General features: G+C 53.2%; 21 protein-coding genes. 11 read left to right on the top strand and 10 right to left on the bottom strand.

The genetic code is table 11. The features are described from left to right. Positions 1-8: 8 nt before the first annotated feature. A complete protein-coding gene (locus tag QMQ05_RS13160; RefSeq protein ID WP_345470689.1) occupies positions 9-695 on the top strand; it encodes an SH3 domain-containing protein in 687 nt (228 codons plus the stop codon). On the opposite strand, the gene QMQ05_RS13155 is transcribed toward QMQ05_RS13160, so the two are convergent. After that, entirely contained in the window at positions 692-1,357 is a 666-nt protein-coding gene (locus QMQ05_RS13155; protein ID WP_345470687.1) for a response regulator transcription factor, read from the bottom strand. The genes QMQ05_RS13160 and QMQ05_RS13155 overlap by 4 nt on opposite strands. Before the next feature lie 405 nt (positions 1,358-1,762). Here QMQ05_RS13155 and QMQ05_RS16975 point away from each other — a divergent pair, with 405 nt between their 5' ends. From QMQ05_RS16975 to QMQ05_RS13135, 3 genes are all read left to right on the top strand, one after another. Continuing rightward, entirely contained in the window at positions 1,763-6,856 is a 5,094-nt protein-coding gene (locus QMQ05_RS16975) for a choice-of-anchor G family protein (protein WP_434063145.1), read from the top strand. A gap of 120 nt (positions 6,857-6,976) precedes the next feature. Next, positions 6,977-7,732, top strand: coding sequence for a DUF5819 family protein (locus QMQ05_RS13140; protein ID WP_345470681.1), 756 nt, complete (start codon positions 6,977-6,979; stop codon positions 7,730-7,732). Further along, positions 7,723-8,796: an HTTM domain-containing protein gene (locus QMQ05_RS13135; RefSeq protein WP_345470679.1), complete on the top strand. Its 1,074-nt coding sequence runs from the start codon at positions 7,723-7,725 to the stop codon at positions 8,794-8,796. The genes QMQ05_RS13140 and QMQ05_RS13135 overlap by 10 nt, the downstream gene beginning before the upstream one ends. An 81-nt stretch (positions 8,797-8,877) precedes the next feature. Here the strand turns inward: QMQ05_RS13135 and QMQ05_RS13130 are convergent, their stop codons facing one another. The 3 genes from QMQ05_RS13130 to QMQ05_RS13120 all read right to left on the bottom strand — a co-directional run bounded on the left by QMQ05_RS13130 (position 8,878) and on the right by QMQ05_RS13120 (position 12,043). Continuing rightward, positions 8,878-10,260 (bottom strand): NAD-dependent succinate-semialdehyde dehydrogenase, encoded by a 1,383-nt coding sequence (locus QMQ05_RS13130; RefSeq protein WP_345470677.1) that lies wholly within the window; start codon positions 10,258-10,260, stop codon positions 8,878-8,880. A gap of 266 nt (positions 10,261-10,526) precedes the next feature. After that, entirely contained in the window at positions 10,527-11,573 is a 1,047-nt protein-coding gene (gene mgrA / locus QMQ05_RS13125; protein ID WP_345474744.1) for an L-glyceraldehyde 3-phosphate reductase, read from the bottom strand. A gap of 332 nt (positions 11,574-11,905) precedes the next feature. Further along, the gene (locus QMQ05_RS13120) at positions 11,906-12,043 is read right to left on the bottom strand and encodes a hypothetical protein (protein WP_345470675.1); all 138 of its coding nucleotides are present in this window, start codon (positions 12,041-12,043) and stop codon (positions 11,906-11,908) included. A 152-nt stretch (positions 12,044-12,195) separates the two neighbouring features. On the opposite strand from QMQ05_RS13120, the gene QMQ05_RS13115 reads away from it, so the two are divergent. Both QMQ05_RS13115 and hrpB read left to right on the top strand, forming a co-directional pair. Beyond that, positions 12,196-12,987 (top strand): alpha/beta fold hydrolase, encoded by a 792-nt coding sequence (locus tag QMQ05_RS13115; RefSeq protein WP_345470673.1) that lies wholly within the window; start codon positions 12,196-12,198, stop codon positions 12,985-12,987. Then, positions 12,984-15,554: an ATP-dependent helicase HrpB gene (hrpB, locus tag QMQ05_RS13110; RefSeq protein ID WP_345470671.1), complete on the top strand. Its 2,571-nt coding sequence runs from the start codon at positions 12,984-12,986 to the stop codon at positions 15,552-15,554. Before QMQ05_RS13115 ends, hrpB begins: the two co-directional genes overlap by 4 nt. A 66-nt stretch (positions 15,555-15,620) precedes the next feature. Here hrpB and QMQ05_RS13105 read toward each other — a convergent pair whose 3' ends face one another. Together QMQ05_RS13105 and QMQ05_RS13100 are read right to left on the bottom strand one after the other, a co-directional pair. Next, positions 15,621-16,853 (bottom strand): acyl-CoA dehydrogenase family protein, encoded by a 1,233-nt coding sequence (locus QMQ05_RS13105; protein ID WP_058256796.1) that lies wholly within the window; start codon positions 16,851-16,853, stop codon positions 15,621-15,623. Positions 16,854-16,954: 101 nt separating this feature from the next. After that, positions 16,955-17,644, bottom strand: coding sequence for a TetR family transcriptional regulator (locus QMQ05_RS13100; RefSeq protein ID WP_345470668.1), 690 nt, complete (start codon positions 17,642-17,644; stop codon positions 16,955-16,957). Positions 17,645-17,802: 158 nt separating this feature from the next. Here QMQ05_RS13100 and QMQ05_RS13095 point away from each other — a divergent pair, with 158 nt between their 5' ends. Together QMQ05_RS13095 and QMQ05_RS13090 are read left to right on the top strand one after the other, a co-directional pair. Further along, positions 17,803-18,234 (top strand): hypothetical protein, encoded by a 432-nt coding sequence (locus QMQ05_RS13095; protein WP_334123863.1) that lies wholly within the window; start codon positions 17,803-17,805, stop codon positions 18,232-18,234. A 104-nt stretch (positions 18,235-18,338) separates the two neighbouring features. After that, positions 18,339-18,521, top strand: a complete 183-nt coding sequence (locus tag QMQ05_RS13090; protein WP_334123862.1) for a hypothetical protein — start codon at positions 18,339-18,341, stop codon at positions 18,519-18,521. Between the two features lie 101 nt (positions 18,522-18,622). On the opposite strand, the gene QMQ05_RS13085 is transcribed toward QMQ05_RS13090, so the two are convergent. Further along, positions 18,623-20,068: a DHA2 family efflux MFS transporter permease subunit gene (locus tag QMQ05_RS13085; protein WP_345470665.1), complete on the bottom strand. Its 1,446-nt coding sequence runs from the start codon at positions 20,066-20,068 to the stop codon at positions 18,623-18,625. A gap of 61 nt (positions 20,069-20,129) precedes the next feature. Further along, positions 20,130-21,128 (bottom strand): PhzF family phenazine biosynthesis protein, encoded by a 999-nt coding sequence (locus QMQ05_RS13080; protein WP_345470664.1) that lies wholly within the window; start codon positions 21,126-21,128, stop codon positions 20,130-20,132. 227 nt (positions 21,129-21,355) lie between these two features. Between QMQ05_RS13080 and QMQ05_RS13075 the strand changes: the two genes are divergently transcribed. Continuing rightward, on the top strand, positions 21,356-22,450 hold the full coding sequence (locus tag QMQ05_RS13075; RefSeq protein WP_345470663.1) for a mechanosensitive ion channel family protein: 1,095 nt from the start codon (positions 21,356-21,358) through the stop codon (positions 22,448-22,450). Between the two features lie 91 nt (positions 22,451-22,541). Here the strand turns inward: QMQ05_RS13075 and QMQ05_RS13070 are convergent, their stop codons facing one another. Together QMQ05_RS13070 and QMQ05_RS13065 are read right to left on the bottom strand one after the other, a co-directional pair. Beyond that, on the bottom strand, positions 22,542-23,177 hold the full coding sequence (locus QMQ05_RS13070; protein ID WP_345470662.1) for a YqaJ viral recombinase family protein: 636 nt from the start codon (positions 23,175-23,177) through the stop codon (positions 22,542-22,544). Between the two features lie 73 nt (positions 23,178-23,250). Next, positions 23,251-23,451, bottom strand: coding sequence for a thioredoxin (locus QMQ05_RS13065; RefSeq protein WP_345470661.1), 201 nt, complete (start codon positions 23,449-23,451; stop codon positions 23,251-23,253). A 189-nt stretch (positions 23,452-23,640) separates the two neighbouring features. Here QMQ05_RS13065 and QMQ05_RS13060 point away from each other — a divergent pair, with 189 nt between their 5' ends. Further along, positions 23,641-24,381, top strand: coding sequence for an ABC transporter ATP-binding protein (locus QMQ05_RS13060; RefSeq protein WP_345470659.1), 741 nt, complete (start codon positions 23,641-23,643; stop codon positions 24,379-24,381). Next, positions 24,378-25,703, top strand: coding sequence for an FtsX-like permease family protein (locus QMQ05_RS13055; RefSeq protein ID WP_345470657.1), 1,326 nt, complete (start codon positions 24,378-24,380; stop codon positions 25,701-25,703). The genes QMQ05_RS13060 and QMQ05_RS13055 overlap by 4 nt, the downstream gene beginning before the upstream one ends. Positions 25,704-25,782: the final 79 nt, after the last annotated feature.

The following is a 25,782-nucleotide window of genomic DNA, read 5'->3' as shown; positions in this document are numbered from 1 at the left end:
CGGCTTTGATGTCGTCTGTAACGTTGACTCACAGGACGACTGCCTCGCTCAAACTGCGCAAGGGCGCGGGCCGACACTATGTTGTGCAGAGCAATCTGGCCCACGGTACAGAATTGGCCCTCATTGAAGTCAAAGGTTCTTGGGCCCATGTGTTTGTAGAAAAAACCTACGGGTGGCTACCTAATATCTATTTGGAACCTATCCCTACGGTTTTTGATGAGCCCGTCCCGGCTGAAGACGACGATGACAACGCTGAGCCAGTACTCTCTCGCTATTCGCTCATCGAAGCCACCCACGTCACCACTGCAACGCTCAACCTACGTAAGGGAAGTGGCACCGGATACCCGGTCTTAAAGGTCATTGACCAGGGGAGCAAGGTGCGCTCCATGCTTCAGCAAGGACTCTGGTCACAAGTCCAAGCCGGCAAACTCTTAGGCTGGGTTCCTAGCATGTATCTACAAGAAATCCCGGCGCGTCCAGCACGCGGTGGATTGATTGCAGTGCCGAACCAGCGAGCCTTGACTACCATTCGTCTTAACGCCCGCCGTGGACCGGGCGACCACTATTCACTGGTTCGGATTCTTCCTGCTGATACGGCAGTGATTATTGTGGCGCGCCAAGGTGCGTGGCGTCAGATCGACCGCGAAGGCGAGCAAATGTGGGTTCCGGCTAGTCAGTTACGTACTGTTTACTAAGCAATCTTGAGGTCTGCTGAAGTTACTAAGCCAGCTTCTGCCGCGATAACGGCTAATTGAACGCGATTTGAAACGCTCAGTTCATCCATGACGCGTGCAAGGTGAAGTTTGACCGACCCCTCAGAAATATGCGCAATACGGGAAATCTGAGCGTTCGTCAGCCCGGCAGCAACGAGCCGAACGAGCCCACGATCCCTTTCGCCGAGCTCCTGGAAAGCTTCTTGATGAATTGAACGGCGGGCTACTCGTGAAGTGGGGTCCCAACCGTCCGTGGGGGGAGCGAAAAGCTGATATCCGGCTACCAGCATCCGCAAGGCACTGGGCAACTCGGAACTAATCGAGCTTTTTGAAATCAAGCCTGAACTGCCGGCTTCATAAGCTAGAGCAATTTCATTGCGGTTATATCGCCCTGCCATAACAACAATTTTGGTGTCGGGGCTCTGTTCGGAAATCTCTTGAATAGCACCGTAGAGGTCGTGTCCGTCAGTCGTTGCCTCGAGCAAGATGACATCTGGCTTTAGCTCGGCTGCACCGCTGATGGCTTCTGGCATGGAGTCCGTGACTTGTTCTAGGACGAAATCTTCTGCGGTCGAAAGAACTCCCGAGATTCCAGCGCGTGAAAAGTAATCGCTGTCGGCCAAGTGAACGCGTATACGTGACATGCAAGAATCCTCATCTCAAGCAGTGCTTTCAGCATGGCGGGTTGCCCCAGTCCTACCCCTGCATAGCTGATGGTCAGCAGGTGAACTCAGTTTATAACCAATTAGCCAATTTGCTTGGCTTGATAGGTAACAATAAGACAACAATCGGAGAATATTAAATATGAGCAAAAAGTGAATTATGAGGTCAATACCAATTATCCCTTGAATTCATGCGGAAGTTTGATAATAAGTTACTCCTGAGTATTACCTGAAAGCTAACAAAAATAGCCATTTGGCCAAGAAATTTGACCTGAGTATGCAAAGAAATGGCTGAAAGAAACCTGTGAGCGGAGGGGGTGTGTCCGTAGAGTCAAATAGGGACTTTAACTAGGGTTCTAGATCACAACCTACTTTTGGAGGACAGTGGTGCAAGCAAAGAATTTGCCACCAGCCAAGGGCTCGAAGGGCCGAGCGACACGTCGAGTACTTGCCGGCGCAGTCGTGGCTAGCCTATTCGTGGCTCCAACCGTCACGGCTGCGTATGCCGCGCCGGCGGACGATTCCGAGGCTCTTGGTAGAGTCCTCGATCTTAACCTTCTTACAATTCCTGTTGCGGACGCTGGATTTGCGTACGCAGGTAATCCGAGCTCGCCAGGCGCAAAGCACAACCCACTGAATGTTCAGGCTCTGGGTGCTTTGAACTTGAACTTGGGGACAGGTCTGAGTAGCCTGCCACTTATTAACGGTGACGGCACGGGACTTCTGACCTTGGGTGAAGCAGGGCTCCTCAGCTCGTATGCTGAGACCCCTAGTTCTACGAGCGCAAAATCTGCAGCTGGAGCTGTTAGCTCAGATGGAACGATCGCCGTTGATTCTACAAATTCTGGTGATATGACTGCCAACGTTGATCTAACAAGGTTGTTGGATCAGCTTCAGGTTAGTGGTTTGACTGACCAGCTTGTAGATGAAGCTTCTTTGGAGATCGGAGCTCTCGGTTCAAAGGCGGATAAGACCGACGGAACCTTGACGACCGAATACTTGGTTGCAGGAGCGAAGGCTACCGTCAGCAGTCCTGCTGTTGGCGGATTGACCAATTCGCTGGGTACTGTCGTAGACGGCCTAGGCACAACGCTTAACACTGCTTTGTCGTCCGATGGTGTTCTTGGCACCATCACTTCGGGTCTCGAAGCTATCGACATTGATTTGCGCCCATTGGCGCGAATTGGTGTTACCGATGCTACCGTGGGGCTCGACGGAGTTGACGACGCCCTTGCGAAGGTCAAGACTGACGTCCTCACTGGTGTGATTACCTCGGATACCGGTTTGGTCAGCATCGACCTTGGATCGGGCGACATTAGCGTCGACCTTTCGAAGATTACTACTGGTGGACTGAACGGCAAGCCTGCAAACTATGAGGTCCTCAGCGACACTGCTGTTCAAGAAATTGCTGACGAGATTACAGCCGCTTTGTCGAACCTGGTCACCGATCTTCGAAACAGTCTTGTTTCCGCACTTGATGAGATCAAGATTGTCGTTGACCTTGGACTAGAAGCTAGATTGCTTGTGCCATTGGCTTCGGGTAATGCAACCGTCGAAGGTAGCGTTGCGAGCTTCCTGGGCTTGGTTTCTGAAAAGCCAACCACCAATGTTGATCTGACGTTGGCTGGATTGAACCTTGGTTCGTTGATCACCCCGTTGGCTAATGGAGTTGTCAGCGTTGTCGGTGGTACTTTGGGCACCGTTGTGAACCCTGTTATTGATGGATTGCCTGGCGTAATTACCGACGTTGTAAAGGGCGTCACCGATCCGCTAGAACCCGTTATCGAGGGCGTACTTAACGAAATCGTTGAGATTAAGGTCAACGAACAGGGAACTACCGTAATTGATGATCCAAGCAGCGATCCAGACTCAACTGAGGAAGCAGACTACGTTACTGCACTCTCAGTAGAGCTTTTGCCTTCCATGGGCGCTGAAGCCAACAAGGTTTCGTTCGCGCGTTCGGAAGTTCGTGCACTGGACGCAGCACAGACTGAAGCCCCAGTGGTCATTGAGACACCAATTGAAGGTCAGGAATTCACTGAAGGCAATCCAGTTGAAGTTTCAGGTACTGCTGAGCCAGGCAAAACCATCACCGTGACTCTCGACGGCGATGATACTACCGCTCAAGAAGCGGTTGTAGGCGATGACGGTAAGTGGACAACTACGTTTGAAGGCTTAGCCGAGGGTTCTCACACTGCTGTTGCTACCGATGGTGATGACGACGCAGAGTCGACAGATGAAGTCACCTTCAACGTTGCGCCGCCAAACACCACTGAAAACACGGCAGACAACACTGAGTTGAACACCGAAACCAATACCGGCGACAACACTGCGGTGAATACTGCAGACAACACCGCAGAAAACACGGATGCGAACACTGACGCAAACACGGATGCGAACACTGACGCAAACACGGATGCGAACACTGAGGTGAACTCGGCTGAGAATACTGCTGAGAACACTGACGCAAACACGGATGCGAACACTGACGCAAACACGGATGCGAATACCGACGCAAACACGGATGCGAACACTGAGGTGAACTCGGCTGAGAATACTGCTGAGAACACTGACGCAAACACGGATGCGAATACCGACGCAAACACGGATGCGAACACTGAGGTGAACTCGGCTGAGAATACTGCTGAGAACACTGACGCAAACACGGATGCGAACACTGAGGTGAACTCGGCTGAGAATACTGCTGAGAACACTGACGCAAACACGGATGCGAATACCGACGCAAACACGGATGCGAACACTGAGGTGAACTCGGCTGAGAATACTGCTGAGAACACTGACGCAAACACGGATGCGAACACTGAGGTGAACTCGGCTGAGAATACTGCTGAGAACACTGACGCAAACACGGATGCGAACACTGACGCAAACACGGATGCGAACACTGAGGTGAACTCGGCTGAGAATACTGCTGAGAACACTGACGCAAACACGGATGCGAATACCGACGCAAACACGGATGCGAACACTGAGGTGAACTCGGCTGAGAATACTGCTGAGAACACTGACGCAAACACGGATGCGAACACTGACGCAAACACGGATGCGAATACTGAGGTGAACTCGGCTGAGAATACTGCTGAGAACACTGACGCAAACACGGATGCGAACACTGACGCAAACACGGATGCGAACACTGACGCAAACACGGATGCGAACACTGAGGTGAACTCGGCTGAGAATACTGCTGAGAACACTGACGCAAACACGGATGCGAACACTGACGCAAACACGGATGCGAACACTGACGCAAACACGGATGCGAACACTGACGCAAACACGGATGCGAACACTGACGCAAACACGGATGCGAACACTGAGGTGAACTCGGCTGAGAATACTGCTGAGAACACTGACGCAAACACGGATGCGAACACTGACGCAAACACGGATGCGAACACTGACGCAAACACGGATGCGAACACTGAGGTGAACTCGGCTGAGAATACTGCTGAGAACACTGACGCAAACACGGATGCGAACACTGACGCAAACACGGATGCGAACACTGACGCAAACACGGATGCGAACACTGACGCAAACACGGATGCGAACACTGACGCAAACACGGATGCGAACACTGACGCAAACACGGATGCGAACACTGACGCAAACACGGATGCGAACACTGAGGTGAACTCGGCTGAGAATACTGCTGAGAACACTGACGCAAACACGGATGCGAACACTGACGCAAACACGGATGCGAACACTGAGGTGAACTCGGCTGAGAATACTGCTGAGAACACTGACGCAAACACGGATGCGAACACTGAGGTGAACTCGGCTGAGAATACTGCTGAGAACACTGACGCAAACACGGATGCGAACACTGAGGTGAACTCGGCTGACAACACTTCGGATAACACGAACGACAACACCGCGGACAACACAGAGCACCCAGTGGTGACTGTGCTGCCGAACGACGTTACTGAGGGTGATGACGTCAGCGTTATCGGTGACAAGTTCACGCCTGATGGAAACGTAAAGATCATCGTTCGCGACCCGAACACCGGCGAAGAGTCCGTGCGTGAGGGCGAAGCAACCGTTGACGAAAACGGCCACTTTGATTTCAAGTTTGATACCAAGGGCTTGCCAGAAGGTATCTACACCATTGAGGTCACGGATGAAGAAACCGGAAAGACCTTTACTGAGTACTTCCAGGTAAAGCCGCAGGATGCCGTTGAGAACCAAGTTAACATCGACATCACGCCGAACCGAATCATCAAGGGTGAACGCGGAACCGTAACTGGTAAAGAATTCACTGCAAACGGCGAAGTCAAGATCGAGCAGACCCCACTGGGCGAGACAACCTCAACCCTGGCCAAGGCTTTTGCTGCATCGCTACCTGACAACGTGACTGCCGACGACAATGGTGACATCAGCTTCGAGGTTGACTCTTCCGATCTTGAACTCGGTAACTACCTGATCGTGGCTACCGACGTTGAGACCAACGCCTACAGCTTCACCACGTTCACTGTTGTGGCTGACGATTCGACTGAAGTGAATACTGCAGACAACACCGCAGATAACACTGACGCAAACACGGATGCGAACACTGACGCAAACACGGATGCGAACACTGACGCAAACACGGATGCGAACACTGACGCAAACACGGATGCGAACACTGACGCAAACACGGATGCGAATACCGACGCAAACACGGATGCGAACACTGAGGTGAACTCGGCTGAGAATACTGCTGAGAACACTGACGCAAACACGGATGCGAACACTGACGCAAACACGGATGCGAACACTGAGGTGAACTCGGCTGAGAATACTGCTGAGAACACTGACGCAAACACGGATGCGAACACTGACGCAAACACGGATGCGAATACCGACGCAAACACGGATGCGAACACTGAGGTGAACTCGGCTGAGAATACTGCTGAGAACACTGACGCAAACACGGATGCGAACACTGACGCAAACACGGATGCGAACACTGACGCAAACACGGATGCGAACACTGACGCAAACACGGATGCGAACACTGAGGTGAACTCGGCTGAGAATACTGCTGAGAACACTGACGCAAACACGGATGCGAACACTGAGGTGAACTCGGCTGAGAATACTGCTGAGAACACTGACGCAAACACGGATGCGAACACTGAGGTGAACTCGGCTGAGAATACTGCTGAGAACACTGACGCAAACACGGATGCGAATACTGAGGTGAACTCGGCTGAGAATACTGCTGAGAACACTGACGCAAACACGGATGCGAATACCGACGCAAACACGGATGCGAACTCGACCGATAACTCGGGTGCAAACTCGGGCGACTCCGACAACACCAAGAAGGACTCCTCTAAGAAGGACAACTCCAAGAACGGCGGCCTAGCGGACACCGGTTCTAACGGAGCTCTCTGGATTGCTGGAGGCGCACTGGCTCTGGTATTGCTCGGTGCTGGCGTGACTGTGATCGCGCGAAAGCGTTCAGCATAGTCAAAACGTCGCTATAGGCGGAAATAGGAGGGGCATCCAAGTGATGCCCCTCCCATTTCGTATTCTTGTAGCAATCGTAAAAAAATACACGGGTGTTGAAGATTCGGAGACAATGGCCTGATGAGGCAACAAAAAACTAAGCCGAAACTGTTTACAGTCTTGGTGCTACTTATTGCGGGATTGGCTGCGCTAGGCCATATTGGTGCCACTTTGGCTTTCACAGGCCCTTCGACACCCATAAAAACGTCGCTACAACCGCAATTGAATAAATACTTCCTCGGTCCTTTAGATCAAGGGTGGAGTCTCTTTGCTCCAGGGCCATATTCGCAAGACGAATACTTCACAATGAGAGCCTGCCTTTCCTCGGCTGAAGTCTGTGCCAAAGGTAGCTCAGGTGGCGCAGAGTTCACAGAATGGCGTGATGTCACGGCAGAAGAAATGAAAAGCCGTGCTGGAAATATGTTTGCCAACCGTGAAACGAAACAATCCAAATCGATTCACGGCCGATTGTGGAGCGCGGCCTCAGATCTCAGTTCAAGCGCTCGCAAACAGATCGGCAACCCTTATGTTTTGGGCACGCCGGTCTTCGGAGTTGACCTAAATTCAGCGGAGGCACGCAAAAAGTATTCTTCTTCTGAGCTGAGCAACCTTCGGGCCTATAAACGAATGGAAGATACTGCAGTCGGCTTCGCCTCTTTATACGCAATTGAACAGTGGGGTGGCGCGTCAATGGTAGAGATCAAGCTACGCCGTGAACCTATCGTTCCATTCGCGCAACGGCATGATGAGAAAGCCACGACGAAGACTCGCGAAACCTACATCGGTTGGCGCGACACTAAGAAATTTGATGAATCGACGGTGTCAGTATGGAGCTAAATGAGCAACCGGTGGAGAACCCATCGATACGAGCTTGGATTGCGAAGAACAAAAGTTTCGGCTCCGATGCATTGAGTTGGATTTATCGTTGGTTTACTGAAAACCGAAACGCATCCTACGGCCTGGCAGTGATGAGAATTGCTTCAGGACTGTTTATTCTTGGCTGGCTTCTGTTTAACATTCCGGTTGCCGCAAAGATTTGGGGGCCTGGTTCGGCCTACTTAGAGCCTTATCGTTCAGTCCTCGGATATAAGTGGCCGTTGGATATTCTTCGCGATGCTGGCGTTGGGTTTTTTGTCTTCTGGTACGCGGTGGCAATTCTGTTGGCGATCTTGTTTGTTGCTGGTTGGCAAACACGAATCATCACGCCACTATTCTTCATTTTCTATACCGCGATCAATGCTCAAAATACACCGATTTCTGATGGTGGAAATTACTTCATCAGAATCATGCTGATCTACCTAATTTTTGCTGATCTCTCAAAGCGATGGTCGGTTGATTCATGGCTACGGCAGCGTAAAGGCAAAAAGAAGCGCGAATTTGAAGTCGTCACGGTGCTTCACAACATTGCCCTGTGCCTCGTCGTCGCTCAGCTTTGCCTGGTGTATCTAGAAGCTGGGCTTTACAAGGTTCAAGGCGACCTTTGGCAAAACGGAACGGCCATGTATTACCCTGTGAGTTCGGAAGCCTACGGTATTTTCCCGTGGCTTAGCGGGCTGATTACAGCGAACTCATGGATTGTTTCACTGATTACTTACGTGACCGTAGTCGCTCAGATAGCTTTCCCGTTTATGCTATTCCACAAGATCAGCCGGCGAATTGCCTTGGTAATGATTCTTGGCATGCACATTGGCATTGCGGTTGTCATGGGCCTTCCGTTCTTCTCGGGGATCATGGCTTCTGCCGATGCAGTGCTCGTATCTAGTGCAACGTGGATCATTATTCAGAAGTGGCTTGCAGCTAGATGGAACTCGATTTCTCCCTTCAAGAAGTCGCCTCAACCGGTCCAAGAGCCGGATGAAATCGCAGATGATGAACCTGAAAAGGCTTCGGCAACCGTTTGACGATTAAACAAACAGGAGGGGTGAACCACTTTTGTGGTTCACCCCTCCTGTTTGTCATCGAAGCGAAGTCGCTTCAGATCGTTACTCGCCTACATAGAACAGACGCTTGTTCACGAATTCGTCCATGCCTAGTGGACCCAGCTCACGGCCGAAACCTGAACGCTTCACGCCACCAAACGGCATCTCAGCACCTTCGGCGCTGGCCACGTTGACATTGGTCATACCTGACTGCAGTTTCTGAGCAACCTTGGAAGCGCGTTCCACATCCGTGGAGTGAACAGAGCCGCCCAAACCGTAGATGGTGTCGTTGGCCAGTTCAGTGGCTTCCTCATCGCTGCTGACCTTGTATACGACGGCTACTGGACCGAAGAGCTCTTCGTAGTACGCACGCATATCCTTGGTGATCCCGGTAAGGACGGCAGGGGAGTAGTAGGCTGATGGGCCATCATGCAGAACGCCACCAGCGTGCAAGGTTGCACCCTTGGATACTGCATCCTGAACCTGCTCATGCAGGGATTCCGCAGCTTTACGTGAGGAAAGCGGAGCGAAGGTTCCCTCGGCTTCTTCCATTGGGTCACCTGGCTTCAAGCCATCGGCGCGCTTGGTTAGTTCTGCAACGAACTCGTCGTAGATGTCTTCCATGACAATCATGCGCTTGTTCGAGTTGCAGGCCTGACCGGTGTTATCAATGCGGTAGCCCCACGCCGTATCAACGATGCCTGGGACATCATCGGAATCAAGGACAACAAACGGATCTGAACCGCCAAGTTCCAATACGGCCTTCTTGAGGTTGCGTCCAGCCTGTTCGCCGATAATGGCGCCGGCACGTTCGGAACCGGTCAAGGAAACGCCTTGGATGCGAGGATCAGCAATGATGGTGGAGATCTGATCATGGGTTGCAAAGACGTTGTTGTACACGCCCGCTGGAACGCCGGCTTCGTCCATGATTTCCTGGATGGCCAGTGCCGAACGTGGGCAGGACTCAGCATGCTTCAGGAGAATGGTGTTGCCCAGCATCAGGTTAGGTGCTGCGAATCGAGCCACCTGGTACAGCGGGAAGTTCCAAGGCATGATGCCCAGCAGCGGACCTACCGGGCGCTTCTGTACAACAGCCTTGCCGCCTGAGAACGACTTAATTTCCTGATCCGCTGCAAGGGTTGGACCCTCGGTGGCGAAGTATTCGAAGATCTCCTGGCAGAACTGTGCTTCGCCAACTGCTTCAGATAGTGGCTTACCCATTTCAGTGGTCATGATCTTGCCCAGTTCATCAGCACGTTCGGCGAAGAGTGCTCCGACCTTGGAGACAATCTTTGCGCGTTCGTTGATGTCGACGTCCTGCCACGACTCATAAGCGGACTGCGCGGCGGTAAGCGCCTGCTCAACTTGTTCGTCAGTTGCTGCGTCAAATTCTTCGACAACGTCTCCGGTGGCCGGGTTCAAGACCTTGTAGGTTGGGGCGCTCATCAATGCTCCTTCGTTTGTGCAGATTGGTCAGCGTAAGTCTTTATCTTGACGCTATCGAACTTCACCCAATAAATGAATGTAATTCACTTCATTGTGCGTCTTCTCCGAGCTTATCCTCAGAAATGAGTTTGAGCCAGTATGAAGAAGTAACTTTCACCCGTCGAAAACAGGACGTGTTATAAGCCCTAGCAAAGCCGTGGTCTCCCAAGTGAAAGCGGGGAAACCACGGCTATGAAAACGACTAATCGGCCGTATCTGGTTGCTAGTTAGCTGATTGCTGAGGCGCGCCACCAGTCGATGCCGGCGTCACCCTGGGCGATGTCAGCGATCTGGGACAACTCTGTTTCACTGAATTCAAGGTTCTTCAACGCACCCAGATTTTCGTCCAGCTGTTTAGTGGAAGAAGCGCCAATCAGTACGGAAGTTGCAGCACCATCGCGCAACAGCCACGCCAACGCCATCTGCGCCAAGGACTGGCCACGCTTCTGTGCGACTTCATTCAGCCGACGGACCTTGGTCAAGTTCTCCTCGGTCAACTGACTTTCGAGCGAACGACGTCCGCCCTGTCGTTCAACATCAGTGGTCGACAAATATTTGTCGGTCAGCAGACCCTGAGCCAACGGTGTAAACGCAATGGCGCCCATGCGTTCCTTTTCCAAGGTCTGCAACAATCCGTGTTCAACCCATGGATTGAGAATATTGTACGAAGGCTGATGAATGACCAGAGGCGTCCCCAGATCATTCGCGATCTGCTTTGCTTGCGCAGTACGTTCTGCGGAGTATGAAGAAATACCGACGTAGGTGGCCTTGCCCTGGCGTACCAAGGTATCCAAAGCGCCAATGGTTTCTTCTAGAGGAGTCTTTGGATCAAAACGGTGAGAGTAGAAGATGTCTACGTAGTCCAGCCCCATTTTCTCCAGCGACGCCTCACAAGAGGCAATAAGGTACTTGCGGGATCCGAAGGTGCCATATGGACCCGGCCACATGTCATAGCCGGCTTTGGAAGAGATGAGCAGTTCATTGCGGTAGGGCTTGAAGTCCTTGCGCATCATGCGGCCAAAGTTTTCTTCAGCCGAACCTGCAGGTGGCCCATAGTTGTTGGCTAGGTCGAAGTGGTTGATGCCGTGGTCAAAGGCATGTCGGAGAATTTCGCGTTGATTGTCGAAAGGTCGGTTGTCTCCGAAGTTCCACCACAGTCCCAACGACAGTGGTGGAAGACGTAGGCCCGAATCTCCGACGCGGCGGTAGCCATAGTGTTCATAGCGATCGGCCGCAGCGGTATAGGGGCGGTGTAGTTCTTTGGTGGCTGGCATTCGTTCGTATTCCACGAGGCACCTTTCTTGCAGCGTCTGTGCTGACTGGGCAGAGGTCAATGAGACTCCACTTCAGACTATGCCAAAAGGTGAACTGCCCAACATGTCCGTCGAGCAAATCTGCTAAATGCGTAATACCGCAACCGCCCCACAAAGCGGATTAGGCCTGCCCAAACTTAAATGAAGAACCGATCCGTCAGGCCAAGGAGGTAACGCCTGTACGAATCGGTTCTTCTAGATCACTCGCACCTTGAGAAGGTATTAACCACACTAGGAGCCGAGTCTTGAAACAAGCTGAGAGTCACGTGTGTTCTCACCTTGGAACGTGATGCCTAATAATTTGATGGCGGATCAGAAGCGGGGAAAGACTCGTCTTCCCATTCTTCGACAAGCTCCTCGTCGTGCTCGTCATGTAGTTTCTTCTCTTCATCGGGATCTGCAGGCTGCCCATTGGCAGGTTGCGTGTTCATCGTTTTCCCCCTTCTGAATCTAATCCAAGCCACGAGCAATCGCCGTGACCTAGTCGTGTATCTTCAGTCTTCACCTATTAGATGGGAATGTCGATAGATTCGGGCGAACTCTGATTTCGCCTTCCCCTTGGATTAGGGATTTAATCGAATACATGCCGATGATCAATAATCCTGTCGATGGTTCCGACATCTTTTTCGACGATGACGGAGCCGAGGGAGAGCCAATTCTTTTCCTGCACGGTTCAGCTTTATCTCGTTCCATCTGGCGAGGGCTGGGTTACACCAAAGCACTGGGCGAGGATCATCGGACCATCCGAATGGACTTGCGCGGACACGGCAAATCAGCGAAGTCTCATGATGTCGCCGAGTACACCATGGATAAAGTCGTTAGTGACATCCAAGCGGTCTTGCAACACCTAGGCCTGGAACGAGTGCACATCGTTGGGTACTCTTTTGGAGCCCGTACCGGGTTGCACCTAGCCATGACTCATCCAGAGCAGGTCATTTCGTTGATCATGCTCGGCGGCACTTACGAAATTACTCCTGGGGAAATCGGCAAACTCTTCTTCCCGGGCTATCTGGAAGTATTGCGCCGAGGCGACATTGAAGGCTTCGTCACCGGTCAGGAGACTGGTGGCAAACTGGATCCAGCAACCCGGTTGGCTTTCAAATCAAATGATCCGCTGGCACTGGCCGCGTATTACGAAGCTGCCGAGACCCTGCAAAATATTGATCTTGCTGACTTGGCCAGAATCAAGATTCCAACCCTGTTGCTTATTGGTACCCGGGATCAGCCACGCTTTGATCAAAACAAAATCATGGTGCGCACATTGCCCAACGCTCGAATGGTCGCCCTGCCAGGACGCACTCACGGTGGAACGCTGTATCCCATTGAACCAATCGTCAATGCCATACGCTCATTCTGGGCCGGGCGTCAGGCATGAACAGCGGCACATTTGATCTGGAACAGATCTCTTCCGGACTAGCCTTCGGTCCCAGCCGAGATGACCTTTACCAAGCATTGGTGGCGGACCCTAGCAATCCACTGGTGATTCAAGCCCCGCCAGGATCCGGTAAAACCACCATCGTTCCACCGATGGTGGCCAATGCACTGCGAGAAGCTGGTCTGACAGGGAAAATTATTGTCACCCAACCACGTCGCGTGGCAGCGCGCGCAGCGGCCCGAAGGCTTGCCCAGTTGGATGGTTCCACGCTGGGTGAAAAAGTCGGTTTTTCCGTTCGCGGAGAACGTGCGGTTTCCGCGAGAACTGAAGTGGAATTTGTTACTGCGGGTCTGATGTTGCGTCGATTGCTGGCAGACCCAGATTTGGGCGGTATCAGTGCGGTGATCATTGATGAAGTCCATGAACGTTCCATTGACACCGATTTATTGCTGGCAATGATCAAACAAGTCAGCGAACTCCGAGATGACCTCTGTCTCGTTCTAATGAGTGCGACCTTGCATGCCAAAGAGCTTGCAGATTTCCTCTCAACTGAAAAACCCGTCAGGATCATCAGCGCCCAGAGCGCACAGTATGATGTCGAGGAAATTTTTGAAAGCTACTCATCTACTCGTGTCACAGAATTCGGCATCAAAGATGACTACCTCAGGCATGTAGCTACCACCAGTGTGCAGTATTCTGCCAAGGTAAATGCCGCAAGCAACCATCCCGTGGACACCCTGGTGTTCGTACCCGGAGCGCGCGAAGTTCAACGTGTCTGTGCACAGATTTCCGCCAGCGGAATCAGGGCATTGGAACTTCACTCGCAAATTTCATCGGCAGAGCAAGATGCGATTCTCAACGAGCCTGAGGCTGGCAGCCCTCCACGGATCATTGTTTCAACATCCATCTCGGAATCGTCACTGACTATTCCTCGCGTCCATCTGGTCATTGATGCTGGTTACGCCCGAGAACCACGCCGTGATACTTCACGTGGACTCTCCGGGTTGGTTACTGTCGTAGCTAGTCGCGCCACAGCAACCCAGCGCGCTGGCCGTGCAGGACGTCTTGGTCCTGGTCAGGTGGTGCGCACCTTGGATCCGAAGACTTTTGCGGCTGCCCCAGAATATTCCACTCCAGAAATTCGCACCGGTGATTTGGTGTCAGCCGGCCTTTCTTTGGCAGCGTGGGGAACGCCCAGGGGAGAAGGCCTGGGGCTGTGGGAGGCTCCTCCTGAAACAATAATGGCGAGCGACGAGCTAGTGCTCAAAAGCCTGGGTGCTGTTGACGAATCGGGACGCATTACCGCCTCGGGCGAACAAATGATCAAGATTCCCACTGACCCTCGGACTGCACGCGCATTGCTCGAAGGTGCACCCGTATTTGGCGCGCAAGCAGCTGCAGAATCTGTCGCTTTATTAGCCAGCTCCGAGCGTATCGCCAGTGCTGATCTGCAAGAACTCTATGCCTTGGTGCGAAAACCGTCGCACCCAGCTCACCGCGCCTGGAAGCAGGAAACGGCGCGTTTGAAACGGTTAGTTGGTGACGGGGGACAAAGTCTGAAGGGGCAGCCAGAACAGGCAGGTAGCTCAGTGGCTGATGCCTTATCTGCTATCTGCGCTCTGGCCTACCCACAGTGGGTGGCGCGCAAGGTGTCCCACGATGAGTATTTACTCGCCTCGGGCACACGAGCAGTTCTTCCTCCCAAAAGCCAGCTAGCGCATGAAGAGTATCTGGCAGTGGTTGAAGTGGCTCGTACTGGATCCAAAGCCACCATCAGGAGTGCGATGGGCATCGACCTGTCGACGCTGCTTGAGCTGCTTCCGCACATGCATGAAAGTAGCGAAACGGCTGAGTTTGTGGATGGCAGGATCAGCGCACGCAAGGTGGAGCACTTCGGAGCAATTGAATTGTCCTCGCGTCCGGTGAAGGTCACTGAAGAGCTGGGAATGCAGGCAGTTGAATTAGCCGTGCAAGAGCAGGGGCTGGCATTCTTCGGGGAACAAGAAAGCTTTGATTCCCTACGTCGTCGTATGGCCGTGGCCTACCGTCTCTTAGGGGATCCCTTCTGCGCGGTGGATGAATCATCGTTGATTGCACGAAGCGAAGACTGGTTAGAACCGATCTTGCGTCAGGTGGCTAAAGGCAAAAACGCAGCTCAAGTTGATCTCCATTCGGCTCTGCGGACGTTGCTTCCATGGGAGCACGCCCACGATTTTGATGATTTGGTTCCGCAGCGACTTCAAGTGCCCTCGGGGTCCATGATCCGTATTGCCTACCCACCCGTGGGTGATCACGGCCCAGCAGTAGTAGCCGTCAAACTTCAAGAATGCTTTGGCTTGGATCAGTCTCCGCGCCTCGTGCGCGAAAAACTACCGGTCCAGTTTCATTTACTGTCTCCAGGAGGCTACCCGCTGGCAGTGACCGATGATCTGGTGAGCTTCTTTAACGGTCCGTACGCCCAAGTTCGATCCGAAATGCGCGGACGCTATCCCAAGCATCCTTGGCCAGAAAATCCTTGGGAGCATGTGGCCACAGCGAAGACGAAGAGACGACTGAATCAGCAGTAGGAAAAGACAACGCTCGGGGCCTTGAACTGAAAAGACCCCGAGCGTTGTGTTATTGAATTTTGCGGTTTATGCGAAAGCCGAGAACCCGGTAATGTCGCGTCCCATGATCAGCGCCTGAACAGTCTCGGTACCTTCATAGGTATGGATTGCTTCAACGTCAGCGAAGTGGCGGGCTACGCGGTTACTGGTGAGAATACCGTTGCCACCTAGTAGGTCGCGGGCGTTTGAGGCAATGGAACGAGCCGTACGCGTGGCCGTGTACTTGGCCAGTGAAGCCTGCGGACCGGTGAGCTCGCCGGTGGTTTCGCGTTTGGTTGCCTGCATGACCAGTACCTGAATGGTGGCAAGCTCTGACTGCATGCGTGCCAAACGTTCCTGCACAATCTGGCTGGCAGCCAGCGGGCGACCGAACTGCACACGCTGCTTGGCGTAGTTCACGGCCGACTCGTAGCAAGCGGTGGCATGACCTACAGCGGACCAAGCGACGCCCAGACGAGTAGCGAAGAGCACCCGCGAGGTGTCCTTGAAGCTCTTGGCCTCTGGCAACACGTCCTCATCAGGGACAAACACATTCTCCATACGGATATGAGCCTGCCAGATAGCGCGCAGTGACAGCTTGTTCTGGATCGTGGTTGCGTTGTAACCCTCGGCATCCTGATGGACGACAAAGCCACGGACCTTACCTTCATCATCACGGGCCCAGACAATCGAGACACCGCCGATGGATCCGTTACCGATCCATTTCTTTTCACCACTGAGTCGGTATCCACCCTCGACTTTTGTCGCACGGGTTTCCAACGACACTGAGTCTGAACCGTGAGTTGGTTCAGTCAAAGCAAACGCACCAGCCAGTTCACCGGTCAACATCGGCATGGCGTATTTCTGGATCTGGTCCTCGTTGCCGCAGAAAAGAACGGAGCGCAGTGCCAGACCACCCTGAACACCAACGATGGTGGCCACGGAACCGTCGCCTCGGGCCATCTCCATGTTGACCAGGCCAGCTGCAAGAGGGCTCATCTTCTCGTGGGAGTCTAGATTGAGACCGTCACGCAACAGGTCAGCGTCGCCCAGTTTCTTGATCAGATGAAGGGGATAATCGGCCTTATCCCAGTATTCGTGAATGTCGTTTTTGACTTCTTCAACGATGAACTTGCGTGCCTTGGTGCGCCAGGCTAGGTCTGCTGCATCAATATCGGCAAAGATTCCGGTGGGGTCAATGTTGACGTCTTCTGCCCACAGGTCGTACTCCGGTTCAACAACTCCGGTGGGAAATTCCAAACCGGTAGACTGCTCGGTCATCTCAGCGCTCCAAATTGGCTAGAGTGAAAAACTTTCATCTCTAGCCTAATGGAACGCAGTGTCATGTCAAGAAACTAGGTTTCATGGTGTGTGGTGCGTGTTTATTTGTTGCGCTCGGAGAGTGCGGCGGAAACAGCCTGCAAGATGGATTGCTCGTCGGCACCCGAATCCAACACGGAAACAACAACCGTTGGTGCCGGCGAAGTCTTGGTGGTTTGTTCGTTATCTTCTCCAAGCAGATCAGCGAAACGGTCAAGGAAAAGGCGCACATCATGAGCGAGCTTGCTACGGTCAGTGCTGTTTGAATCCTTGAGCCATGTTCTTAGATGATCATTGTGAATGGCCACCAGACCCGCGCTCACTCCCAAGCACAATGATTTCTCCGATGCTGTGTTGGCTAGGTTTCGACGAGAGAGAAACTCGTAAAAAGCGCGCTCATATCGATGGGTTGATACCAACTCTCGTTCACGTAACGACGGAACGGAGGACAGAAGCTTGTGGCGCAGTTGGGCACCTTCGGGATTAACCGTGTACTGGTCGAAGACCACGTGAGCTGCATCGATCAAGGTAGAAATCGCATCAACAGAGGAAGCCGCCAGCGTTGTCTGAACATGCGTGATGATCATTTCTTGGTCAGCGAAAACCATGTTCTCTTTTGAACCGAAGCGGCGAAAGAACGTGGAACGTGAGATCCCGGCAGCTGCCGCTAGTTCATCAACACTTGTGGCGTCGAATCCCTGAGAAATAAGCAGATCAAGTGCGGCCGGTGGTACAGCAGAAGAAGCGATCATGATTCACGAATTTAGCACGATTCTTATTCTGAGAAACTTGGAAGGCGCTAAGCACGCCGTCGAAATGATTGTGAACTGCCACCGCCATGACTACGCTAAACAGCAGAGCGTTCTTTTCCAGAACGCGTTTTTACTATTGGAAAGAGAAGTGGGAGTCCATGGGAATCTCGATCGCAAACGCCGCACTCCGATTAGTCAGCGGCGCGTTTATTCTCAACAGCGGTATCAACAAGCTACGCATTGACGAAGCCAGCGCCGCCGGATTGCAACAGATGGCAACCAACGGCGTGCCACAGTTGGCAGAGCTCGAACCATCAGTCTTCGGCAAAGTGGTCTCCATCTCGGAGATCTCGCTAGGAAGTGCACTGTTGCTTCCACTTGTGCCTTCACGTCTGGCCGGACTCGGCCTTGGAGCCTTCTCGGGAGTGCTGTTGTCTTCCTACTTGCGCACTCCAGGGATGACCGAATCCGATGGTGTTCGCCCAACCGCTGACGGTACGGCGCTAGCCAAGGACGTGTGGCTAGCAGGTATCGCTGTGGCATTGATCTTCGGTCGCAAGGCTGCCAAGAAAGCCAAAAAAGACAAGTAATCTTTGCGCCAACGCTTAGCCAGATGTTGGTGTGCCAGTACATTGATTTTGAAGACTGTGGTCTTCAGCGGTCGAATTTGGATAACAAACTAAGGGGAGAACCAATGGGTTTCTTAGATGATGCAAAGAAGAAGCTGGGCGAAGCAGTCGAGAATGCCAAAGAGTTCGCCGAGGACGCCACGGAGAGCATCAAAGACTTTGCCTCAGATGCTCAAGAAAAGATCGGCGAGAAGGTCGATGAATTCAAAAACGGCGACAACAACGACGGTCCTTCTAGCCAGGCTTAAGTAGCTAGCTATCAAAACGAACCCTGGCTGCTCAGTGGATTTCCACTGAGCAACCAGGGTTCTTGCGCATTTACCGCATCTGCGGATTTACTGATCCGTTGTTAAGCCTTTTTACCTGGATTCAGGAAAGCCACCACAAACACGGCGGCAACTGCAACGAATCCAGGAAGCAACAATGCCTGACCCAAACCAACGGATGTTGCTTCCATCAGCGTTGCAGGGTCCTTGGACCCTGCCTTTTCGATTTGTGCCTGAACCCGTGAGTCCATCATGACGGCAATCAGCGCGGAACCTAATACAGAACCAATCTGACGAGTGGTGTTGTAAATGCCTGATCCAGCACCAGCGTCGCGAGGCGTCAGGTCTCTGGTCGCAGCCAACGAAAGCGACGGCCAAATCATGGCCGAGCCAACACCCTGTACGGCCGACGGAATCAGCAGTGTCCACAACGCAATGTCGGCGTGCATCATGAACGCATAGACCACGGTAGCCCCACCGAACAGCAGGAAACCGGGAACAGCCAGCACACGCGGGCTGAGTTTATTGACCATCTTGCCCAGACGTGGAGCAAGGAAAATACCAACAACTGCCATCGGCGAAATCATCAGAGCCGATTCCGTAGGAGTCAGCCCGCGCACGTTCTGCAAGAAGAACACCATTGGCAAGCTAATCGTGGCAATGGTTAGCCCCATGAAGGCGATGGCCACATTGGACAGCGAGAAATTACGCACTGTAAACAGACGCAGCGGAACCAGCGGTTCGGACTTCGTCTTGCTCTGCCACCAAATGAACACCGCAAACAGCAGGACACCGGCAATGATCAAGTGCCACGAGGTGAACGGACCAATGAATGGCTCCCAATTGGTTGAGTCGCCTTCCTGAATGCCAAAGACCAAGCAGAACATGGCCACTGCAGATAGGGCAACGCCAATCCAATCAAAGGAATGTGCTTGCGGTTCCAAACGTGGAACAAATTTGAAGACCATCACCAAGCTGAGGACAGCGATGGGTAGGTTGATGAAGAAAATCCATTCCCAGCCCACCGAGTCAACCAGCAATCCGCCAGCAATCGGGCCAATCAACGAAGCGATACCAGCGACTGCACCCCACAAGCCCATGGCTGCACCACGGTGCTGGTAAGGGAAGAGACGAGTAATCATTGTCATCGCCTGAGGCGAGATCATCGAAGCGCCGAGACCTTGGACTGCACGGGCAGCAATCAAGGATCCGAGGGAATCTGACAGGCCGCACCAAAGGGAGGCGAGCGAGAAAATCACCATACCGATGAGGTAGATGTTGCGTGGTCCGAAGCGGTCACCCAAGCGTCCGGTGACCAGTAGTGGCACAGCAAAGGTAAGTAGGTAGGCGCTATTGACCCAGAGAATGCCAGAAATGTCGGCATCGAGTGAGGCCATGATAGACGGCATTGCGGTGGACACGATGGTGGTGTCCAGAAGGATCATGAAGAAGCCGATGACCAGTGCCCACAGGGCACGCCAAGCGGCTTTCTTATCAAAGTCAGGGGTGGGATTTGCAGTTTCAGGCACTGGTCAAGATTAGTGCTTGTTTAGCTGAAGCGGAATAGATAGTAAGACTATGAACGGGTAATTAGTCGAAACTCACATTGCCGGAAATGCGCGTTTCGACATCCCCGCTGACCCACACACCCTGTTCCGTGGCTTCAATATGCAAGATGGCGCTACGACCAACGCGGGTACCTTGACGCACCGTGTAGCGTTGCGGGGCATAGCCGGACTGGGTCAGCCAGATGCCAAAGGCTGCGTTCAAAGAACCGGTGGCAGGATCTTCTGACACTGCTTCACCAGCAACAAAGGCACGCACTTCGAAGTCTGCTGGAGGCTGCAATACCACCGAGCCAAAGCGTTCTTCGGAGCGTTCTAGGTCAGAGACATCCAAGGGACGCAATTCTTCACGCGTACCTGAAATGCGGGGCAGAACCGAACCCCGGGGTTGCCACACACCGTGGGCCACACTCGACGCCGTATAGGGGCCGATAACCCCAACTTCTAATCCTTGAAGGGCTTCGTAGTCTGGTTCGATACCCAGCACCACGTCAGCATCGCGCAGAACAAGGCCCGCAGGATGTGGTCCGTTGACCAGCCACTGATGATCCACCACGTCATCCTCGTGGATTCCTAGACCACTAATGGCCCACTGAAGAACGTCTGGTTCTAATGGTCCGGAGCGCGTCAGTGGGGGAGCGAGGAATGCGAGACGACGTGAGTGGCTGTCATTGCTTTCACGTTCTACTCGAACTGGGATGAGCCCAGCCTGGCACTGTTGAATCAAATCACCGGCAGGTCCCGGGACGCCACCGGACTCGAGCCAAGCATGAGCAGCACCAAGGGTCGGGTGGCCGGCAAAAGACAGTTCCGTGCTGGGTGTGAAGATACGGATCGCATAGTCGGCCTCTTCATGGGTGGGCTCGACAAAGAAGACCGTCTCAGCCAAATTCATCCACTGTGCGAAGTGTTGCATCTGGTCATCGCTCAGGCTGTCAGCATTGAAGACGACTCCGAGCCCATTGCCGTTAAAAGCAGTGGGCGCAAAAACATCAACCTGCTGATAAGCAAATGTTCGGCTCATACTTAGCATGGTGGCACATTAACCCTCAGGTTGATCGGGTATTACGTGGAAGGACGCGCAAAAGTCATCGATGCCTTCTGCCTAGGTACGAACGATTGCGCATCGTGGTTGTACCGACCCGGCAGTGAGCATCACCGTGATCAGAATCGCGTTGATTTGTGGCCTCCCTTGGGTGGCGGCAAGGTTGTGCACAGTAATTTTTTAGCGCCATATGACATCCTTAAAACATGTCACCTTCCCCCATTGAACCTTTAGACGAGACTGTCGAAGAAGTCATTAATGCTTCCAGCTTCTTGCCTGAATCTTTGCAATTCTGGGCGGTGCTCCTCCTCGGAGCAGTCGTCGCAGCCATTCTGGCTTTTGTTTTCAGTACGATTGCCCGTCGTACCCTGAAGCGCATTGGGGTAGAAGAAGCGGACGTGGAAGCCACCCGAATTCCGTTTTTCGGGTTGATTACCTCGATCGTGGCCAAGTCGGCTTTCGCGATCTTCTACCGGGACCGGGACTGGTACAACCCATGGCAATTCGTCATCCTGATCATCTTGGTGACGTTCCTGACCTGGTTCATCATCAAGGTAGTGCGCGTAGTTGAAGCCGGCATGATGTCCCGCTTTGAAGCGAAATTTGGTCCAGGGCGTCGACTTGCCAAGGTGCAAACCCAGGTGGGACTGATGCGCCGCGTACTGATCGCGGTTTTGTGCATCTTGGCCGTTGCCGCGGTCTTGCTGACCATTGAACAGGTACGGGCCTTGGGCGCTGGGCTTCTCGCCTCTGCTGGTTTGGCCTCGGTAGTTGTTGGTTTGGCTGTCCAATCCACACTGGCCAATGTCTTCGCTGGACTACAGGTCGCTTTCACCGATTCCATCCGCGTGGATGACACCGTGGTGGTCGAAGGAGAACGCGGCACAGTCGAAGAAATCACCCTGTCCTATGTCGTGGTGCTACTGCTTGATGGCCGCCGCATGATTTTGCCATCCACCTACTTCACCACCACACCATTCGAAAACTGGTCACGCCGTAGCACTGAGATCTCAGGAAACGTGGCTCTGCAGCTTAAACTTAACGCCCCAATTGCTTACTTGCGTCAACGCAGCACAGAGCTGCTTGAAGCCTCAGACCTGTGGGATGGTCGAAGCAACGAACTACTGGTGACCGACGCGCAAAACGGTCTCCAGACCGTGACGGTGTATCTTTCCGCTCGTAACGCCGGTGATTTGTGGAGCTTGCGCAACATGATCCGCGAGAAGCTTCTGGCTGAGCTGATGGAAAGCTACCCAGAATGCTTGCCTGATCCACGAATGATTCCCAACACCGGGGCATAGTTCAGAGGCAAGTTGCCGTCAAAACAAATGATCCTTGGACCCCAACTGTGAATGCAGTGGTGTCCAAGGATCTTTTGGGTTCTCGAAGTATCTAGAGACGAAGGGCTGCCGGGCCATAGTCGTTGTAGCGTTCTTGCCTAGCGGTGGCCTCACGAAGAGCGGCAATCAAGGATTCAGCCTTATCAATGAGATCTTGAATGAGCTCATCATCCCGCTCTACCCAGAGATACTCGGGCACTGCACGTACCGGAACAAAATCCTGATGCTCTTCCCAAACGAAGAGGGTCCGTTGCGCACCGATGACGTGTTGCTGCCAAAGAATCTGACGTAAATAGTTTTTGGGGATCTTCTTAAAAGGTTTGTTGGTGGTCTTGATTTCCGCTAAGACCGGAGCACCCATGGCATCAAAGCCAAGACCATCTGGGGTGGCTAGATGAAGTTTGGAGTGCTGAGCGTGAAAGAGCTGGGAAGAAGGGAAAATATTGAAGTTCTCCTGCACCCATGCTGCGATCACTGGTTCGCGTTTGCGTCCGTGATCGGTGTACGGATTACCGGAGAAACCATTGCCGTAGAGCTTGTCCCAGGCTGCGTTCTTGATGGATTTCTCGGTGGAAAGCTTTGCAACATCAGTTGCTGTGATGCCTTGCGCTCGTGCCCTAAGCCATTCGATGCGATTAGATGAATCAGCTAAGACACGCTGGAAACACTCATGTTCAACACCTGGCACACTTATCACCTGATCTATTCTTCCCCATAAACACAGCAGAACCGTGCATCTAAGGGTTCAAGGTCACGTGAGACTAGTCGCTGGCGCGCGCAATAGCGGCTAAAAGCTGTGGCAACGTGGGAGTATCGTGAGCTCTGAATTTTTCCTTGTTTTCCTGCAACAACCTGATCACCGGAGTGCTGGTGATGCCTAACTCTTCACCACGCTGAACCTGCTCCACCACATTGATTTCTTCTACCTGTAAGTCAGGTAGTAGTTTCTTGGCTCGAGCCACCGTTTGCCTCGTGCGGACGCAGGGGGCACAAAAAGGTTGTGTATACAGTTCCAATTTCATAAATGGCTCAAGAGCTCCTGAAGTACTGGTCTAAAGCAGTCTTGCTCCTACCGGGGGATGAACCCGGCCCAGCATGACTTCGCCCCATGCGCCGATGTCCTTACGGGGCAATATTGAAAACATTGAATCATGCTTGAAAATTCCTTTGGTCATCCGCCCGTCCTTCACGCCCAAAACCTCTATCGAAGCTTCGGTGCCACGACTGCTCTGAACGGTGTCAGCCTCGAAATCTCCCTCGGAGAGTCCTTAGCCATCATGGGACCTTCCGGATCCGGAAAATCCACTTTATTGCATGCCTTGGCGGGTATTGAGCTCCCTGATGCCGGGAGCCTAGCGCTCAACTTACCCGGGCAACCACCGCTGAACGTCCAAGAGCTGTCGGATAAGGCACGAACAAAACTGCGCCGAGGGTCCTTCGGCTTTGTATTCCAGTCGGGGCTATTGATTCCTGAACTCACGGCCGAAGAAAACGTGGCCATGGCTTTGATGATCAATGGGGTACCACGGGCAGCTGCTATCGCCCAAGCAGATCAGGCCCTGATAGCACTGGGGCTGGCAGGGATGGAACAGCGACGCATGGGCCAACTCTCCGGCGGACAGATGCAACGCGTGGCCATCGCGCGTGCACAGGTCACCGGCGCGATGGTCGTCTTTGCCGATGAACCTACCGGTGCCTTGGACTCTGCGACTGGTGCCGAAGTGCTCGAGACATTGTTGGACTGCACCGTGGGTCAAGGTAAGTCGCTGGTCATGGTCACCCACGATCCTTCGGTCGCTGCCCAGTGCGATCGCGTGGTGAAACTACAAGACGGTCAGTTGATCAGCGATAGCCGTCGTGGCACGCGTGTCTCGGGTGGGGATGTGCGATGAATATTTTGCACTTTGCCTGGCTGCTTGGACGCCCGGCCAAAACACGCCTGGCCCCACAAGTGCTCACCGTGAGTGCCTATGCGCTGGTGAGTGCGGTGATGCTCATTGTTCTGGGCGGAGCATATTCCTTCACCCGTTTTGAAGCCGAGGCGCAGGGAACCTATTTACCTCTAGCGGGCTTTGCGGTAGTGCTCTTGATCGTGCCACTCATGGTCCTCGGCTCGGCCGCAGCACGGCTTTCGGCGCGTGCTAATGATCGGGCGTTGTCTTCGTTACGTCTGCTCGGTGCCACCGGATCACAGATTCGTTCGGTGGCGATCCTTCAGGCTTCAGGTACTGCCCTGGCCGGGGCGCTCGCCGGTGTTGTCCTGTATTTGGCCTGCGCGCCGTTGGCATCGCTGATCTCATTTCAAGGTTCTCCCATTGGGACGGCCATTTATCTACCGGTGTGGGTGCTAGCGGCTGCAGTTTTCGCAGTTGTGGCGCTCTCGGCGATCAGTGCAGCCGTTGGTTTACGTAAGCTCATGATTACGCCGCTGGCCGTGGCTACCCGGCGCAGTGTCCCGGTGCCCAGTTGGATTCGAGCAGCGATTACCGTAGGCGGAATCCTGGTGCTCTCACTACTCTTCACTAACCTTTCTCAGGTTGCGCAGAGCATCGCAGTGGTGTTGATCGTGATCCTTGGCGGGTTTGGGCTCGGAATGTTGATCTTGAACCTCGTGGGGCCGTACCTGGTTTCTAAAGTCGCACAGAGCAAATTGAAAAAGGCCCAGACGCCACAGCAGTTGCTCGCCGCCCGGATGATCTTAGAAAATCCTGCGGAATCCTGGAGGCAAGTTTCGGGTGTGGCGATGGCTTCCTTCGTGGCGGTCATCGGTGGCAGCGGGGCCGCGATGATGAATGCGACTAGCGCCCAAGAACCCACCAACACTTGGTATGACTATTTACCTGCCGATATTTTGACCGGTGTTTTGCTGACGCTCGCGATTACCTTTATTTGTGTTGCTGCCTCATCGGCCATTACCCAGAGCGCTAGTACCTTGGACAGTGCCGAGCTGTACTCAGGACTGCACCGATTGGGCATGGATTGGGGCACGATGAATGCGGCTCGAGTGAAGTCTTTGATGGTTCCTGCGTTAGCCGCGTCCATTGCTTTTGCTATCGCTTCAACTTTGCTGGTTCTTCCTTTGGCGGGTATGGCAGTCATTTTTAGTCCGTTGACGGTGCTGACCGTTATTGCCGCCGTAGTACTTGGACTTGTTTTGGTGAGGATTTCTATTACCGTGGCTGAGCCGGCGCGTTTGCTGGCGTCAAGAGAATGAAACCTGTGGTCAAGAACGGAAAATGAACTGGAAGTTAATGCTCGTGTGTGGTTAGCTTCACTTCAAAGTTCGTGATTAG

This window comes from Glutamicibacter sp. B1 (genome assembly GCF_039602135.1).
GTDB lineage: Bacteria > Actinomycetota > Actinomycetes > Actinomycetales > Micrococcaceae > Glutamicibacter > Glutamicibacter ectropisis.
The sequence above is the reverse complement of the archived record's forward strand: the minus strand, read 5'-3'. Positions and strand labels throughout refer to the sequence as shown.

Excerpts from the sequence above, each read along its gene's own strand:
- QMQ05_RS13140 (WP_345470681.1), top strand. The coding sequence starts at position 6,977 with ATGAGGCAACAAAAAACTAAGCCGAAACTGTTTACAGTCTTGGTGCTA.
- QMQ05_RS13055 (WP_345470657.1), top strand. The coding sequence starts at position 24,378 with ATGAATATTTTGCACTTTGCCTGGCTGCTTGGACGCCCGGCCAAAACA.
- QMQ05_RS13115 (WP_345470673.1), top strand. The coding sequence starts at position 12,196 with ATGCCGATGATCAATAATCCTGTCGATGGTTCCGACATCTTTTTCGAC.
- QMQ05_RS13095 (WP_334123863.1), top strand. The coding sequence starts at position 17,803 with ATGGGAATCTCGATCGCAAACGCCGCACTCCGATTAGTCAGCGGCGCG.
- QMQ05_RS13090 (WP_334123862.1), top strand. The coding sequence starts at position 18,339 with ATGGGTTTCTTAGATGATGCAAAGAAGAAGCTGGGCGAAGCAGTCGAG.
- QMQ05_RS13080 (WP_345470664.1), bottom strand. The coding sequence starts at position 21,128 with ATGAGCCGAACATTTGCTTATCAGCAGGTTGATGTTTTTGCGCCCACT.
- QMQ05_RS13160 (WP_345470689.1), top strand. The coding sequence starts at position 9 with ATGTCGTCTGTAACGTTGACTCACAGGACGACTGCCTCGCTCAAACTG.
- QMQ05_RS13060 (WP_345470659.1), top strand. The coding sequence starts at position 23,641 with ATGCTTGAAAATTCCTTTGGTCATCCGCCCGTCCTTCACGCCCAAAAC.
- QMQ05_RS13135 (WP_345470679.1), top strand. The coding sequence starts at position 7,723 with ATGGAGCTAAATGAGCAACCGGTGGAGAACCCATCGATACGAGCTTGG.
- QMQ05_RS13105 (WP_058256796.1), bottom strand. The coding sequence starts at position 16,853 with ATGACCGAGCAGTCTACCGGTTTGGAATTTCCCACCGGAGTTGTTGAA.
- QMQ05_RS13120 (WP_345470675.1), bottom strand. The coding sequence starts at position 12,043 with ATGAACACGCAACCTGCCAATGGGCAGCCTGCAGATCCCGATGAAGAG.
- QMQ05_RS13075 (WP_345470663.1), top strand. The coding sequence starts at position 21,356 with ATGTCACCTTCCCCCATTGAACCTTTAGACGAGACTGTCGAAGAAGTC.
- QMQ05_RS13130 (WP_345470677.1), bottom strand. The coding sequence starts at position 10,260 with ATGAGCGCCCCAACCTACAAGGTCTTGAACCCGGCCACCGGAGACGTT.
- hrpB (WP_345470671.1), top strand. The coding sequence starts at position 12,984 with ATGAACAGCGGCACATTTGATCTGGAACAGATCTCTTCCGGACTAGCC.
- QMQ05_RS13100 (WP_345470668.1), bottom strand. The coding sequence starts at position 17,644 with ATGATCGCTTCTTCTGCTGTACCACCGGCCGCACTTGATCTGCTTATT.
- mgrA (WP_345474744.1), bottom strand. The coding sequence starts at position 11,573 with ATGCCAGCCACCAAAGAACTACACCGCCCCTATACCGCTGCGGCCGAT.
- QMQ05_RS13155 (WP_345470687.1), bottom strand. The coding sequence starts at position 1,357 with ATGTCACGTATACGCGTTCACTTGGCCGACAGCGATTACTTTTCACGC.